Origin of the sequence: Streptomyces lunalinharesii (assembly GCF_039532155.1) — a bacterium.
Taxonomy (GTDB): Bacteria; Actinomycetota; Actinomycetes; order Streptomycetales; family Streptomycetaceae; genus Streptomyces; species Streptomyces lunalinharesii.
In genome coordinates, this window is the sequence record NZ_BAAARK010000007.1 from 286,472 (window position 1) to 300,688 (window position 14,217).

The following is a 14,217-nucleotide window of genomic DNA, read 5'->3' on the forward strand; positions in this document are numbered from 1 at the left end:
GGAAAAGGCTAGGCGCCTACTGCGCCCGCCGCCCCCGGTACGGCAAGGACCGCGGGCGGTGGTCGGTCAGTCCTCGACGGCGGACCGGGCCTCGGTGCGCAGGTCGCGGCGGAGCTCCTTGGGCAGCGAGAAGGTGATCGACTCCTTGGCGGCGGTGATCGTCTCGACGTCCTCGTAACCGCGGGCGGCGAGCCATTCCAGGACTCCGTCGACGAGGATCTCGGGGACCGAGGCGCCGGAGGTGACGCCGACGGTGCGCACGCCGTCGAGCCACGCCTCGTCGATCTCCTCCGCGTAGTCGACCAGGTAGGACGCGCTGGCGCCGGCGCCGAGGGCGACCTCGACCAGCCGCTTGGAGTTCGAGGAGTTCCGCGAGCCGACGACGATGACGAGGTCGGCCTGGGCGCCCATCTGCTTGACGGCGATCTGGCGGTTCTGGGTGGCGTAGCAGATGTCGTCGCTGGGCGGCGAGAGGAGGTTGGGGAAGCGGCCCTTGAGGGCGTCGACGGTCTCCATGGTCTCGTCCACGGAGAGCGTGGTCTGGGAGAGCCAGACGACCTTGTCCGGGTCGCGGACCTCGACGTTCGCGACGTCCTTGGGGCCGTCGACGAGCTGGATGTGCTCGGGGGCCTCGCCGCTGGTGCCGACGACCTCCTCGTGGCCCTCGTGGCCGATCAGGAGGATGTCGTAGTCCTCGTCCGCATAGCGGACGGCTTCCTTGTGGACCTTGGTGACCAGGGGGCAGGTGGCGTCGATGGTGGCGAGCTTGCCGCGCTTGGCCTCGTCGTGGACGACAGGAGCGACGCCGTGCGCGGAGAAGATGACGATGTTGCCCTCGGGCACCTCTTCGGTCTCTTCGACGAAGATGGCGCCCTTCTTCTCCAGGGTCTTCACCACGTACTTGTTGTGGACGATCTCGTGGCGCACGTAGACCGGGGCGCCGTACTGCTCGAGGGCCTTCTCGACGGCGATCACGGCGCGGTCCACGCCCGCGCAGTAGCCGCGGGGGGCGGCGAGGAGGACCTTGCGGCTGGGCTGCGGACCGGGAGTAGCAGACATGGGTCCCATCGTAAGGCCGTGCCCCGGTGGGGCGTGATCGCGCTGGTGGCCCAGACTGGTGCGGAGCACGGGTGAGGAGGCGGAATGCCGGGCACGGACGGCGCGACCGTGGACGAGGGGGCGCGCAGCGGCACCGGAGCGCTGCGGCGGACGCTGTCGTTCCGGGACCTGGTGGTCTACGGCCTGTTGTTCATCGCCCCGATGGCACCGGTGGGCATCTTCGGCACCCTCCAGGCCACCTCGCGCGGGGCGATCACCAGCGTCTACGTCGTCGCCACGGTGGCGATGGCCTTCACGGCGTACTCGTACGCCCAGATGGTGCGGGTCGTGCCGAAGGCCGGTTCGGTCTACGCGTACGCGCGGGTCGGGCTGGGCGAGGGGGCGGGGTTCGTCGCCGGGTGGATGGCGATGCTGGACTACCTGCTGATCCCGGCGGTGGCGTACCTGTTCTCCGGGATCGCGCTGCACGCCCTGGTGCCGCAGGTCCACCAGTGGGTGTGGACGGCGCTCGCGGTGGTGGTCACCACGGTGCTGAACCTGTGGGGGGTGCGGACCGCTGCGGTGGTCGGGTTCGCGGTGCTGGCGCTGGAGGTCGTGGTGCTGGTGGTCTTCGTGGTGGCGGCGGTGTGGGCGCTGGTCGTGCACGGGGCGCAGCGCGGCTGGGCGGTGCCGCTGACCGGGGAGAGCGGCTTCTCGCTGGACGCGGTGCTGGCGGCGGTGTCGGTGGCGGTCCTGTCGTACCTGGGCTTCGATGCGATCGCGGCGTTCGCGGAGGAGGCATCCGGGGGCTCGCGGCTGGTGGCGCGGGCCGTGGTGACGTGCCTGGTGGCGGCCGGGGTGCTGTTCGCGGTGCAGACGTACCTGGCGGCGCTGCTGGCCCCGATGAGCGCCGCGGAGCTGGCCGCCGAGCCGGGTGAGCAGGGGGCCGCCTTCTACACGACGGTGGATGCCGCGGTGGGCGGCTGGCTGCACGACCTGGTGGCAGTGAGCAAGGCGATCGGGGCGGCGTTCGCGGCGCTGGCCGGGCAGGCCGCGGCCGGCCGGCTGCTGTTCGCGATGGCCCGGGACCGGCGGCTGCCGGGGGCGCTGGCGAAGGTGGACGCCGACAGCGGGGTGCCCCGCCGGGCGCTGCTGGGGGCGGCTTCGGTGACGCTGGTGGCGGCGGTCTGGGCGGCGACCCGGGACGACGGTCTGGACCAGCTGTCGTCGATCGTGAACGTCGGCGCGCTGACCGCGTTCGGACTGCTGCACGCCTCGGTGGTCGGCTGGTTCCGGGTGCGGCGGCGGGCGGCGGCGCCGAGCGTGCTGCGCCACGTGGTGGTGCCGCTGGTGGGGCTGGCGGTGGTGGTCGCGGTGGTCGTCGAGGCGTCGCGGACCGCGCAGGTCGTGGGCGGCGTCTGGCTGCTGGTGGGTCTGGTGGTGCTGGCGGTGCAGTACCTGAGGGCGCGGTCCGCACCGCCGGCAGCGCCCTAGGACGCCGCGGAGATTCGTCAGCAGCGCCCTAGGGGTGGGAGCCGGACGGTCGGGCGCGGCCGACCGTCCGGCGCGACCGACGGCGAGACGACCGGCACTGTCAGTGGCCGCCGCTACTCTCGCTCGTATGGCTGTCTCTACGTCTCCGGAAGCGCCGATCCCGGTCGGCGAGGTGTCCCGGCTCATCGGCGGGTGGATCGACCGGCTCGGCGCGGTGTGGGTCGAGGGGCAGATCACCCAGCTCTCGCGGCGGCCGGGGGCGGGCGTGGTGTTCCTCACGCTGCGCGATCCGTCGCACGACATCTCGGTGAGCGTCACGTGCTACCGCCAGGTCTTCGACAAGGTCGCCGAGGTGGTGAGCGAGGGCGCCCGGGTGGTGGTGCACGCCAAGCCGGAGTGGTACGCGCCGCGCGGTCAGCTGTCGTTGCGGGCGGCCGAGATCCGGCCGGTCGGCGTCGGGGAGCTGCTGGCCAGGTTGGAGCAGCTGAAGCGGGCGTTGACCGCGGAGGGGCTGTTCGCGGCGGAGCGCAAGCGGCCGCTGCCGTTCCTGCCGCAGCTGATCGGGCTGGTCTGCGGCCGGGCCAGCGCCGCCGAGCGCGACGTGTTGGAGAACGCCCGGCACCGCTGGCCGGCGGTCCGCTTCGAGGTGCGCAACGTCCCGGTGCAGGGGGTGCACGCGGTGCCCCAGGTCATCGCCGCGGTGCAGGAGCTGGACGCGCTGCCCGAGGTGGACGTGATCATCGTGGCGCGCGGTGGCGGCAGCGTGGAGGACCTGCTGCCGTTCTCCGACGAGCAGTTGGTCCGGGCGGTGTCCGCGGCGCGCACCCCGGTGGTCTCGGCGATCGGTCACGAACCGGACGCCCCGCTGCTGGACCTGGTGGCCGACCTGCGCGCCTCGACGCCGACGGACGCGGCGAAGAAGGTGGTGCCGGACGTGGGCGAGGAGCTGATGCGCGTCCACCAGCTCCGGGAGCGGGCCCGGCGCGCGCTCGGCGGTTTCCTGGACCGCGAGGAGCGGGGCCTGACGGCGGCGCTGCACCGCCCGTCGATGCAGCGTCCACAGCGGATGGTCGAGGAGCGCGAGGAGCAGGTCACCGCCCTGCTGGAGCGCGGCCGGCGGACGCTCGGGCACCTGCTGGACCGGGCGGATTCGGAGCTGGTGCACACCTTGGCGCGGGTGGTGGCGCTCTCCCCCAAGGCGACGTTGCAGCGCGGCTACGCGGTGCTGCAGAAGCCGGACGGGACGGCGGTGCGCACGCCGTCCGAGGTGGCGGTGGACGAAGAGCTGCGGGCCAGGGTGGCCGAGGGCGCGTTCGGGGTGCGGGTGACCGCGGCTCCGGACGCCGCTGCCGACCGGCCGGTGTCGCACGGGGCGGACTCATAGGGTGGGAGACATGGCGAAGACGGATGACGTGGTGGACGGGGCGGCCGGGGCGGCGCCGGCGGAGTCCACCCTCGGTTACGAGCAGGCGCGCGACGAGCTGATCGACGTCGTCCGCCGGTTGGAGGCGGGCGGCACGACGCTGGAGGAGTCGCTGGCCCTGTGGGAGCGCGGCGAGGAGCTGGCGAAGGTCTGCCGCCGTTGGCTGGACGGGGCCCGGGCGCGGCTGGACGCGGCGCTGGCCGAGGGTGCGGCGGCGGACGACGCGGCGGAGCGGGAGTAGCGGCGCGCGGCGCGCGCCCCCGCCGTGCGGCCTTCCGGATCCCGGAAGGCCGTTCTCGCGTTGTGAACCCCCTCACACTTTCCAGTCGTTAGTTGAACTTTAATCTATTCGGGTTAGAGTGGTTCCCGTAGACAGCGAAGTCTCACTCTCCGTACCCCACCTGAAGCCCCGAGGTGCCCCTGATGTCTCTCGCCCTTGACGCCGCCGCTCAGGACCTCCTGTTCCGCGAGGCCCAGACCGCCAACACGTTCACGGACGAGCCGGTCACGGACGAGCAGGTCCAGGCCATCTACGACCTGGTGAAGTACGCCCCGACCGCGTTCAACCAGTCGCCGCTGCGGATCACCCTGGTCCGTTCCGAGGACGCCCGCCAGCGCCTGGTCGCGCACGCCATGGGCGCCAACGGCCCGAAGACCGTGGCCGCGCCGCTGACCGTGATCCTCTCCGTCGACCTGGACTTCCACGAGAAGCTGCCGCAGCTCTTCCCGCACGCCCCCGGCATCAAGGACAGCTTCTTCTCGGAGGCCGCGGCCCGTGAGGTCGCCGGCACCCAGAACGCCACCCTCCAGGCCGGTTACTTCATCCTGGGCATCCGCGCCGCCGGCCTGGCCGCCGGCCCGATGACCGGCTTCGACTTCGCCGGCGTCGACAAGGAGTTCTTCGGCGACGGCAAGCAGAAGTCCTTCCTGGTCATCAACCTCGGCAAGCCGGGCCCGGACGCGTTCTTCCCGCGCTCGCCGCGCCTGTCCTTCGACGAGGCCACCGCCACCGTCTGAGCCACCCCGGCCCGACGCGAGAAGGCCGCCGCACCCGGCTGGGTGCGGCGGCCTTCTCGCGTCGTCGGACGGACGGGGCGCGGTCCGCCGGGGCGGGCCTCCCGGGCCTCCGGCGCACGGTCGCGCGGCGGCGGGGCCGCCGGGCGGCGGCTCCGAGCTCAGCCCTTCTTCGCCACCAGGGCCGCGGCCAGTTCGGCCAGCCGCCCGTACGGCGCGGTGCCGGTGACGACCGTGGTCACCCCGGGCTCCTCGTGGACCAGCGCCTTGTAGGTGTCGCCCTGGTAGCGGTCCCACTTCTTGCTGCCGACGGCCTGCTGGCCCTCGATCTTGTCGGTGCCCAGCGTGACGTCCTGGATGAACTGCTTGGCCGGTGCGTCGCTCTGCTCGACGGCCGCGTACTGCTGCTCCGGGTCGAGCATCCCCAGGTGCCAGGCGCCGCCCTTGCCGTCGTTGCTGGCCTTGTAGGAAACGGAGGTGGGTCGCCAGCCCTTGGGCAGACCCTCGGGTGCGGCGACCGGGTACGGGGCGGCGCGGCGGGCGGTGATGATCTCGACGCGGGTGTCGACGGTCTGGACCGCGCTCTTCTCCGCGGTCGCGCTGTCGTCGTGCGGGATGAAGAAGTAGATCGCCCCGACCAGGACGCCGATCACCGCCAGCGACAGGACCATGTCCGCCACTCTTTGCCTGCCTCGCATACCAGCCACGTCCCTATGGTCCCCTATGCCCGCCGGCGCCCGGACGCGCCCCCCTCGGACACCACCCACCTGGGCAGAAGGTGCCGCGGTCGAGGCCCGCCGGGCACGGCCGGTACCCAGCCCTCGGCTTGCTCATGCGAAGGCCCCCCTGCTCATTTTCGCGACCTACCGATAAAGTCATAAGCACCCTCATCAATCCGGCCGTCGCCGTACAGAAAGGTGCGCTCGATGACCGAGCATCATCTGCCGTCCCCCCTCGAGGTCAGCCCGGAGGCCCCCGACCGCAACCTCGCCCTGGAGTTGGTCCGGGTGACCGAGGCCGGCGCCATGGCGTCGGGCCGCTGGGTCGGCCGGGGCGACAAGAACGGCGCGGACGGCGCGGCGGTGAAGGCCATGCGCGCCCTGATCCACACCGTCTCGATGAACGGCGTCGTGGTCATCGGGGAGGGCGAGAAGGACAACGCCCCGATGCTCTACAACGGCGAGCGGGTCGGCGACGGCACCGGCCCGGAGTGCGACGTGGCCGTGGACCCGGTGGACGGCACCACGCTGACCGCCAAGGGCATGGCCAACGCGGTGTCCGTGATGGCGGTCGCCGAGCGCGGCTCGATGTTCGACCCGTCCGCGGTCTTCTACATGGACAAGCTCGCCACCGGCCCGGAGGCGGCGGACTTCGTCGACATCACCGCCCCGGTGGCGGTGAACATCAAGCGGATCGCCAAGGCGAAGCGGTCCGCGGTCGAGGACGTCACCGTCGTCATCCTGGACCGGCCGCGCCACGACGGTCTGGTCAAGGAGGTCCGGGAGGCCGGCGCGCGGATCAAGTTCATCTCCGACGGCGACGTCGCCGGCGCGATCATGGCGGCCCGCGAGGGGACCGGCATCGACCTGCTGCTGGGCATCGGCGGAACGCCCGAGGGCATCATCGCCGCCTGTGCGCTGAAGTGCCTGGGCGGCACCTTCCAGGGCAAGTTGTGGCCCAAGGACGACGAGGAGCGCCAGCGCGCCCTCGACGCCGGCCACGACCTCGACCAGGTCCTGCAGATCGAGGACCTGGTCCGCGGCGACAACGTCTTCTTCGTCGCCACCGGCATCACCGACGGCGAGCTGCTGCGCGGCGTCCGCTACCGCGCGGAGACCGCCTACACCCAGTCCCTGGTGATGCGCTCCAAGTCCGGCACCATCCGCCAGATCGACTCCCAGCACCGGCTCTCGAAGCTGCGCGCGTACAGCTCGATCGACTTCGAGCGCCCCAGCTGATCCGGTCCGGCCGCCCCGGACCCGTGACGCGACTCGCCCCCGTCGGAAGCGACTTCCGGCGGGGGCGAGACGCGTACGGACGCGGGGGCGTCCGTACCGACGGCGGGTGGGGTCAACCGGCGGCCGGCATCGCGGCGGCCCGCTGCAGCTCGCTCTCGCGGCGCCGCCGGCGGGTCAGCACCACCCGACGCTCGGCGGCGGTCAACCCGCCCCAGACGCCGTACGGTTCGGGCTGGAGCAGGGCGTGCTCCCGGCACTCGACCATCACCGGGCAGCGGGCGCAGACCCGCTTCGCGGCTTCCTCCCTGGCCAGCCGTGCGGCGGTGGGCTCCTTGGAGGGGGCGAAGAACAACCCGGCCTCGTCCCGGCGGCACACCGCCTCCGCATGCCAGGGACCGGCCTCGTCGCGAGCGTGCCCGCGCGGGGACGGAACGACAGCGGCATCCTGCAGGGCCTGATGCGGTAGCAGCACGGTCTACTCCTGACGACGGCTTCGGCGAGAGAAATCACCCTTGCCCGTCTCGCTGCGCACGGCCTTTTCGCACCCCGCAGCCGTACGAGAGACGATGCACCAGCCCTACCCGCTGTACGCGGGCTTATGCACACCGTGGCGATCGAGGGGGCGGTGCGGGGCCGCACGGGCCCGCGTCCGCCGCCGGAAGTGCCCTAGCCGAAGCGGCGGCGGTCCCGGCGCTCCTCCCGACGCTCGTGCCGCTCCGCCCGCAACTGGTCGAACCGCTCGTGCCGGTCGGCCCGGAGCTCGCCGAGCCGCGCGTGCCGCTCGGCGCGGAGTTCGTCCGTCCACTCCCGTCGCTCGCCGCGCAGCCGGTCCCGCAGGTCGCGGATCCAGGCGCCCCGCTTGGGCTTGGCCTCGACGCTGCCCAGTAGCGCGAAGCCCTGCACGTCCACTTCGGGCGCCTCGCCGTCCGCGGCCTCGTGCGTCTCCACCTCGAAGCTGCCCAGGATGCCGGAGCCGCTGCTGCGCAGCGTGATGTTCTCCGGCACGCGGATCTCGACGCTGCCGAAGACGGACGTGACGTTGATCTGCACCCGCTGCTGCGGGAAGACCGCCTCGGTCAGGTCGATCTCCACGCTGCCGAAGATGGCGACCGCGTTGATCCGGGGCGGGACCCGCCAACGGCCCTTGCGGTTGGCCGCGCTGAAGATCGCGACGAGGTTCTGGTCGGCGGTCCGGCCGCCGGGGCCGTACTCGCGGGGCACGGGCTCCGGCTGCGGGCGGGCGCCGCCGGCGGGCAGGTCCCGCACGACGGGCTCCAACTCGCCCATGGTCTTGGCGCGGTAGACCGCGTCGATCCGCTCGGCGTGCTCCTCGGCGTCCAGCCGGCCCTCGGCGAGCGCCTCCCGCAGGATCTCCGCGATCCGGTCGCGGTCCGCGTCCGAGGCCCGGATGTCGGCCTGGGCCACCGGCTCGCCCTGCGGCTTCGCCTCGCCCTTGGTCAGTTTCACCGCCTGCTGGTCCTGCTGCGCAAGCGGCCCGGGCGGGGTCTCGGGGCCCGGTCGTCCCCCGTTTCCTGAAGCGTCCACGACCACAGCGTACCGAAACGCGATAGATCGCGACTAGGGGAACGAGTGCGTCCGCACGGACTGAGCCCGACCTCACAGCGCCGGCCCACCCCCGGGGTTCTACGCTGTTCAGGCGCTGCCGTGGAAGTCAGCCACCACCCCTCCGAGTAAGGACATCTCCCCCATGCCGGAATTCGCCTATACCGACCTGCTCCCCACCGGCGAGGACGACACCCCCTACCGTCTGGTGACTTCGGAGGGCGTCAGCACCTTCGAAGCGGACGGCCGGACGTTCCTCAAGGTCGAGCCGGAGGCGCTGCGCACGCTCGCCGCCGAGGCGATGCACGACATTGCGCACTACCTGCGCCCGACGCACCTGACCCAGCTGCGCAAGATCCTCGACGACCCGGAGGCCAGCGCCAACGACCGCTTCGTCGCCCTGGACCTGCTCAAGAACGCCAACATCGCCGCGGCCGGCGTGCTGCCGATGTGCCAGGACACCGGCACTGCGATCGTCATGGGCAAGCGCGGCCAGCAGGTGCTGACCGAGGGCGGCGACGAGGCGGCCCTCTCCCGCGGCATCTACGACGCGTACACCCAGCTGAACCTGCGCTACTCGCAGATGGCGCCGCTGACCATGTGGGACGAGAAGAACACCGGCTCCAACCTCCCGGCCCAGATCGAGCTGTACGCGACCGACGGCGGCGCCTACAAGTTCCTCTTCATGGCCAAGGGCGGCGGCTCGGCCAACAAGTCCTTCCTCTTCCAGGAGACCAAGGCCGTCCTCAACGAGGCGTCCATGATGAAGTTCCTGGAGCAGAAGATCCGCTCGCTCGGCACGGCCGCCTGCCCGCCGTACCACCTCGCCATCGTCGTCGGCGGCACGTCGGCCGAGTACGCCCTCAAGACCGCCAAGTACGCGTCCGCGCACTACCTGGACGAGCTGCCCACCGAGGGCTCGCCGACCGGCCACGGCTTCCGCGACAAGGAGCTGGAGGACAAGGTCTTCGAGCTGACCCAGAAGATCGGCATCGGCGCCCAGTTCGGCGGCAAGTACTTCTGCCACGACGTCCGCGTGGTCCGCCTGCCGCGGCACGGCGCCTCCTGCCCGGTCGCCATCGCCGTCTCCTGCTCCGCCGACCGCCAGGCCGTCGCCAAGATCACCGCCGAGGGCGTCTTCCTGGAGCAGCTGGAGACCGACCCGGCCCGCTTCCTCCCCGACACCACCGACGAGGAGCTGACCGAGGGCGCCGGCGCGGACCTCGACGCGGTCGCCGTCGACCTCAACCGCCCGATGGCCGACGTCCTCGCCGAGCTGACCCAGCACCCGGTCAAGACCCGGCTCTCGCTCACCGGCACCCTCGTCGTCGCCCGCGACATCGCCCACGCCAAGATCAAGGAACGGCTGGACGCGGGCGAGGAGATGCCGCAGTACCTCAAGGACCACCCGGTCTACTACGCCGGCCCGGCCAAGACCCCCGAGGGCTACGCCTCCGGCTCCTTCGGCCCGACCACGGCGGGCCGGATGGACGCCTACGTCGAGCAGTTCCAGGCCGCCGGTGGCTCCAAGGTCATGCTCGCCAAGGGCAACCGCTCCCAGCAGGTCACCGACGCCTGCGCCGCGCACGGCGGCTTCTACCTGGGCTCCATCGGCGGCCCCGCCGCCCGCCTCGCCCAGGACTGCATCAAGAAGGTCGAGGTCCTCGAATACGAGGAGCTCGGCATGGAGGCCGTCTGGAAGATCGAGGTCGAGAACTTCCCCGCCTTCATCGTCGTCGACGACAAGGGCAACGACTTCTTCCAGGACCCGGCGCCGACCACGCCTACGTTCACCAGCATTCCGGTGCGACAGGGGCGGTAATCGTCCGGCATAACCTTCCGAACGGCACATAACGTTCTGGACAGTACTGTTTACGGCCGTCACCCGCAGCTCGCGGGTGACGGCCGTCGACTTTTCGCCAATTTTCCAGCCAGGCGCTTCCAAGACCGGAACCCTTGTTGTCGCTCAGCACTGTCGCACTCGTGGCGGAAAGTGCTTGACCAGCGGAAACACATGCATGTTATTCTCGGCGGCCGAGCAGTAGACGATGTCACGGCAGGGGGCGGTGACCAGTGTCCGGCACCGGGGAATTCACGGTCGATGTCGAAGAGTTGGGGTCTTTGGCGACGCGCTTGGAGCGCTGTACGGAGTCGATGAAAAGCGCGAGCGGTGATCTGCGGAGCGCGACCACCGGAAACCTCGGCAACGGACAGATCGATAGTTCTGGAGCCAATTTCAAAAGCTCCTGGGAGTACGGCATCGACCAGATCACTGAATTGACCGACGCCATCAAACAGGGTCTGCAGATCACGGCGCGGGCATACAGCGAGACGGACAACGCCGTGCGGCAGGCATTTTCAAAGGGAACCCAAAACAGCGGTGACAGTGGCGGCACGGGCGCCACTCCCTTCGGGTGAGGGAAAGAACGCCGCACACGGCCTAGGTTTTCAGTGAAAGACAGCGGGGGGAAGAGAAGTGTCACTCGGTGAGCAGCTGTGGGGATACGGAGGCGGTGATCCGTACGAGGACAACGGCAGCTTTCCCGGTCTACAGTTCAATCCGGCGCCTGGCGTCCCCCAGGCCGTGGGAGACCTGGTCGAGGATCTGAACCGCGCGCACAGGAACATCACGAGCGCCTCCGAAGCACTGCGCAACGTGAGCGACGGCGGCTGGACCGGCGCCTCCGCGGACGCATTCCGCGCCAAGACCGCGGCACTCCCCAAGCTTCTCCATGATGCCGGCGAGAGCTTCAAACTGGCCCACGGCGCGCTGCAGATGTGGGAAAAGCAGTTGGGCGCGATGCAGCCCAAGGCGCATTCGTACGAAACTGAGGCCCGGGCCTCCCGCAAGCGCGCCGAACGAGCAGAGAAGAGCGAGGACTTACAGCTCTTCCGCTACGGCGGCATCGGGATGACCGACGCGGAGGCCGAAGTGGCCAACCAGCGCTACACCGCAGCCCTCAACGAGCTCGGAGCGGCGCGCGACGAGTTGGCAGGCATCATCTCCTCCGCCACGAACATCCGAAGCCAGCACGAGGAGCTTGCGGGGACCGTCGCCGCAGTGTTGAAGGCCGCGAGCGAACAGGCTCCGAAGGGGCCAGGATTCTTCGCTGAGCTGAAGCACGGCTTGAGTCAACTGGTCAAAGGCCAAGAGATCATCGCCCGCCAGATCTGCCAATGGGTCAAGGACCACGCCAATGCCATCTCTGCTGTCGGAGACGTCTTGTCAACGGTCAGTGCCCTGGTGGGTGCGGTCGGAATCGGCGTCGGCATGCTGGGCAACGCTCCGCTGGCAGGGCAAATCGGGGTCGCGTCATCGGTGTTCGCAGCAGGAGCACTCGCCCTGCACGGCGTGGCCCGCGCAGCGGGCGGTGAAGACGTGGTGTCGAACCGCACTCTGGCGCAGGACTCTCTGGGCCTGATCCCACTTGCCGCCGGCGCCCGTGTCGGAGGCAAACTGGGCACGGCGATACTCAGCAGTCGGGCTGCGGACGGGGCATCGAACTTCGGTCTCGTCGATTCCGCTGCCAGCCTCTTCGGAGATCCTTCCGTTTTCGATAATTTCCTGCCAAAGAACCCACGACAGGCCGTCGAGCTGGGTGTCGGCCCTTTGCTACCAGCACTTGAGAACGCCTGGAACAAGGGGAGCGAAAAGGATAGGGCCAGTGGCGACAGGTGATGGATTCCCATGAATGACGAAGTCATAGCCGCCGGATTCGACGGGAGACCCTCCGTCGAAATATTAGTCACCGGACTTGCAGCGCACCGCATCGACCGTATCACCTGGATAGCCACAGAACTCGGGTACACGCTCTCCGGAGAGGAAATGCGGGGGCGTGGAGCAATTCGCTTGAACTTCACTCGCGATGACAGTCCGACAGCCCGCCAACGCGCCCAAGCAGCAATTGCCCGTGTACGAGCCACAGGGAATTGGCAGGCAGTGACTACGGCGAACTGGTCGGTTTCCCAAGCATCCGATCCGCACGTGGTCACGCCGCTGCGCGCGGCGAAGGCCGCACGCGAGACCAAGGGATCCGAAGGACTGCAGCCATCCCAAGTGGCCATCACGTTCGCCTTCGGCGCCGTCGTGTGCTTCTCCATGGCACTGGCAGCTCACGATTCGACAGCCGTCAGCATGACCTCGTGCATCATCGGTGCTCTCTTCGTGATCGGAGCCGTGCTCGGCCCTCGGTACGCAAGGAATCGACAAAAAAGAAACCTGGAGCTGCTCGAAAAATTTCGGCAACAGGAAGCAGCCCGCTTCTGGGTCCCTCCCCCGCCCCCGCCTCCTCCCTTGCCCCCAGCCAGCCCACCTCACGACCAGACTGGGATTTAGCTTTGCAATTCACCGTGCCGGCGGGGTTCGTCGCCATGCCCGTAGGGGCGAGCACCGGAGAAGCCGAAGAAGCGATCACCGCACGAATTTCCAAGGAGGCTAGACAAACACTCGACTCGGATCCGCGCGCGTTCCAGAATCTCGTGGAAGACGTCCAGAAGGTGTCACAGGCACTCGAAAGGTCGGGCGCCCTGTACGCCGGGACGTGTGTGCGCACCTACGATGGCGAGCTCTCGTTCGGCACACCCTTAGTCAGTGTCACACCTTTCGAGTTCGGCGATGCAACAGTGGCAGCAAACGGCATCATCCGCTCCCTCACCGCCGGGCGAGGTGACTCTTGGACCGGGAGCGTATTCGACACCCCCAACGGCCCCATGGCTGTGGTGTCCGGCGTGAAAAGCCTCCAGATCCCTGCGGAAGCATATTCGTCGGGCGAGGAACTGGAGGTGCCCGTCGCAGAAATGCAGGCTTTCCTGCCCGTTCCCAAAGGGGCCGAATGTCAGCAACAGTGCCTCGTCTGCATCAATTTCACGACCCCTCGCGAGGACCACTGGGACGAGTACTGCGACGACATGGCGGACCTCATGCGGAGCATCACGTTCGATGAGCCGTCACCCAACCCGCCCGGCACACGCCCGCGCGGGGCGGAGGGGGAGGAGAGGGCGCCCTCGTCCACCCCGGCAGAGCCTGACGCAACTGCACCTCCTATCGGGGGAGAACGGCCCCGGACACCCTTCGGCTGACCTCCGACGACGCCGGTCGCCCCACGGCAGGGCGCGTGACTACCGCCCTCGGTGCCGCGGGCACGCGCACGGCGGCCATGCCTGGGTGAAGCCGTAGAGGTCGAAGCGGTCGCCGGCGACGACGTGGATCTGGGCGCGTTCCTGGGTGACGACGCCATCGCGGGTCGTGGTGTAGACGCGCAGGGTCATCAGCGATTGCCGGGATCGCGGGCCCGGCGTGGTGTGGCCGGCGCTCGTGGCCATGGTGACGCTCCTGTTCGAGGGGGGTCATGGAGTTGTCCCGTTAGTGGCTAGGGCGGCTCCCCGATGTCGTCGTGGGATCCCCTTAACTTCCAGCGGATTGCTACGTTCCGTGTTCCCATCGCCACCCTCCGCCGTAACCTTGGAAAGGGAGTGAGTACTGATTCCTACAGGCGTAAGAATGGAAGTGAGGCCGTGGCCAAGGGATTTGATCCGGAGCGGTGGACGGCGGGGCCGAGCGGGCGGGGACGCGGAAGACGACGGCGGGGCCGGTCGACGAACCCGCCGTGAGGCAGGTGCAGTTCGTGCGGCCGAGGGTGGTCGCGGTACGGGCGGGGTGCCGGGCATCGGGGCGTTCGACCGCGGGAGCGAGACCCGGGGCACGGCCAACTCGGGCCCGTGGATGCG

14 protein-coding genes and 1 pseudogene are annotated in these 14,217 nt (G+C 69.8%); 10 read left to right on the forward strand and 5 right to left on the reverse strand.

The annotated features are described in order from the left end of the window. Positions 1-66: 66 nt before the first annotated feature. Positions 67-1,068 (reverse strand): 4-hydroxy-3-methylbut-2-enyl diphosphate reductase, encoded by a 1,002-nt coding sequence (locus ABD385_RS14530; RefSeq protein WP_344575601.1) that lies wholly within the window; start codon positions 1,066-1,068, stop codon positions 67-69. Positions 1,069-1,143: 75 nt separating this feature from the next. On the opposite strand from ABD385_RS14530, the gene ABD385_RS14535 reads away from it, so the two are divergent. The 4 genes from ABD385_RS14535 (at position 1,144) to ABD385_RS14550 (ending at position 4,972) form a co-directional block, all read left to right on the forward strand. Beyond that, positions 1,144-2,532 carry an APC family permease gene (locus tag ABD385_RS14535; RefSeq protein WP_344575602.1) on the forward strand — a complete coding sequence of 463 codons (1,389 nt, stop codon included), beginning with the start codon at positions 1,144-1,146 and terminating at the stop codon, positions 2,530-2,532. A gap of 127 nt (positions 2,533-2,659) precedes the next feature. Further along, on the forward strand, positions 2,660-3,916 hold the full coding sequence (xseA, locus tag ABD385_RS14540) for an exodeoxyribonuclease VII large subunit (protein WP_344575603.1): 1,257 nt from the start codon (positions 2,660-2,662) through the stop codon (positions 3,914-3,916). A gap of 10 nt (positions 3,917-3,926) precedes the next feature. Continuing rightward, a complete protein-coding gene (locus ABD385_RS14545; protein WP_344575604.1) occupies positions 3,927-4,196 on the forward strand; it encodes an exodeoxyribonuclease VII small subunit in 270 nt (89 codons plus the stop codon). Between the two features lie 182 nt (positions 4,197-4,378). Further along, complete coding sequence (locus tag ABD385_RS14550) at positions 4,379-4,972, forward strand: malonic semialdehyde reductase (RefSeq protein WP_344575605.1); 594 nt, start codon at positions 4,379-4,381, stop codon at positions 4,970-4,972. 158 nt (positions 4,973-5,130) lie between these two features. Here the strand turns inward: ABD385_RS14550 and ABD385_RS14555 are convergent, their stop codons facing one another. After that, positions 5,131-5,667 carry a DUF4245 domain-containing protein gene (locus ABD385_RS14555; RefSeq protein WP_344575694.1) on the reverse strand — a complete coding sequence of 179 codons (537 nt, stop codon included), beginning with the start codon at positions 5,665-5,667 and terminating at the stop codon, positions 5,131-5,133. 228 nt (positions 5,668-5,895) lie between these two features. Between ABD385_RS14555 and glpX the strand changes: the two genes are divergently transcribed. Continuing rightward, complete coding sequence (glpX, locus tag ABD385_RS14560; RefSeq protein WP_344575606.1) at positions 5,896-6,927, forward strand: class II fructose-bisphosphatase; 1,032 nt, start codon at positions 5,896-5,898, stop codon at positions 6,925-6,927. 112 nt (positions 6,928-7,039) lie between these two features. Here the strand turns inward: glpX and ABD385_RS14565 are convergent, their stop codons facing one another. Then, the gene (locus tag ABD385_RS14565) at positions 7,040-7,399 is read right to left on the reverse strand and encodes a WhiB family transcriptional regulator (protein ID WP_344575607.1); all 360 of its coding nucleotides are present in this window, start codon (positions 7,397-7,399) and stop codon (positions 7,040-7,042) included. Positions 7,400-7,746: 347 nt separating this feature from the next. Next, positions 7,747-8,394 (reverse strand): annotated as a pseudogene (locus ABD385_RS14570) (DUF1707 SHOCT-like domain-containing protein); the annotation flags it as partial. Between the two features lie 241 nt (positions 8,395-8,635). On the opposite strand from ABD385_RS14570, the gene ABD385_RS14575 reads away from it, so the two are divergent. The 5 genes from ABD385_RS14575 to ABD385_RS14595 all read left to right on the forward strand — a co-directional run bounded on the left by ABD385_RS14575 (position 8,636) and on the right by ABD385_RS14595 (position 13,569). Then, positions 8,636-10,312, forward strand: a complete 1,677-nt coding sequence (locus ABD385_RS14575; protein ID WP_344575608.1) for a fumarate hydratase — start codon at positions 8,636-8,638, stop codon at positions 10,310-10,312. Positions 10,313-10,563: 251 nt separating this feature from the next. Beyond that, positions 10,564-10,908, forward strand: a complete 345-nt coding sequence (locus ABD385_RS14580) for a WXG100 family type VII secretion target (protein ID WP_344575609.1) — start codon at positions 10,564-10,566, stop codon at positions 10,906-10,908. A gap of 58 nt (positions 10,909-10,966) precedes the next feature. Next, positions 10,967-12,169 (forward strand): putative T7SS-secreted protein, encoded by a 1,203-nt coding sequence (locus ABD385_RS14585; protein WP_344575610.1) that lies wholly within the window; start codon positions 10,967-10,969, stop codon positions 12,167-12,169. 9 nt (positions 12,170-12,178) lie between these two features. Further along, positions 12,179-12,826: a hypothetical protein gene (locus ABD385_RS14590; RefSeq protein WP_344575611.1), complete on the forward strand. Its 648-nt coding sequence runs from the start codon at positions 12,179-12,181 to the stop codon at positions 12,824-12,826. Positions 12,827-12,828: 2 nt separating this feature from the next. Beyond that, positions 12,829-13,569, forward strand: a complete 741-nt coding sequence (locus ABD385_RS14595; RefSeq protein WP_344575612.1) for a hypothetical protein — start codon at positions 12,829-12,831, stop codon at positions 13,567-13,569. A gap of 39 nt (positions 13,570-13,608) precedes the next feature. Here ABD385_RS14595 and ABD385_RS14600 read toward each other — a convergent pair whose 3' ends face one another. Then, positions 13,609-13,812, reverse strand: coding sequence for a hypothetical protein (locus tag ABD385_RS14600; protein ID WP_344575613.1), 204 nt, complete (start codon positions 13,810-13,812; stop codon positions 13,609-13,611). Positions 13,813-14,217 lie beyond the last annotated feature (405 nt).

What these genes read in the sequence shown, in the direction of transcription:
- ABD385_RS14535 (WP_344575602.1), top strand. Translation starts at nt 1,144, where the DNA reads ATGCCGGGCACGGACGGCGCGACCGTGGACGAGGGGGCGCGCAGCGGC.
- ABD385_RS14590 (WP_344575611.1), top strand. Translation starts at nt 12,179, where the DNA reads ATGAATGACGAAGTCATAGCCGCCGGATTCGACGGGAGACCCTCCGTC.
- glpX (WP_344575606.1), top strand. Translation starts at nt 5,896, where the DNA reads ATGACCGAGCATCATCTGCCGTCCCCCCTCGAGGTCAGCCCGGAGGCC.
- xseA (WP_344575603.1), top strand. Translation starts at nt 2,660, where the DNA reads ATGGCTGTCTCTACGTCTCCGGAAGCGCCGATCCCGGTCGGCGAGGTG.
- ABD385_RS14600 (WP_344575613.1), bottom strand. Translation starts at nt 13,812, where the DNA reads ATGGCCACGAGCGCCGGCCACACCACGCCGGGCCCGCGATCCCGGCAA.
- ABD385_RS14545 (WP_344575604.1), top strand. Translation starts at nt 3,927, where the DNA reads ATGGCGAAGACGGATGACGTGGTGGACGGGGCGGCCGGGGCGGCGCCG.
- ABD385_RS14575 (WP_344575608.1), top strand. Translation starts at nt 8,636, where the DNA reads ATGCCGGAATTCGCCTATACCGACCTGCTCCCCACCGGCGAGGACGAC.
- ABD385_RS14530 (WP_344575601.1), bottom strand. Translation starts at nt 1,068, where the DNA reads ATGGGACCCATGTCTGCTACTCCCGGTCCGCAGCCCAGCCGCAAGGTC.
- ABD385_RS14550 (WP_344575605.1), top strand. Translation starts at nt 4,379, where the DNA reads ATGTCTCTCGCCCTTGACGCCGCCGCTCAGGACCTCCTGTTCCGCGAG.
- ABD385_RS14555 (WP_344575694.1), bottom strand. Translation starts at nt 5,667, where the DNA reads ATGCGAGGCAGGCAAAGAGTGGCGGACATGGTCCTGTCGCTGGCGGTG.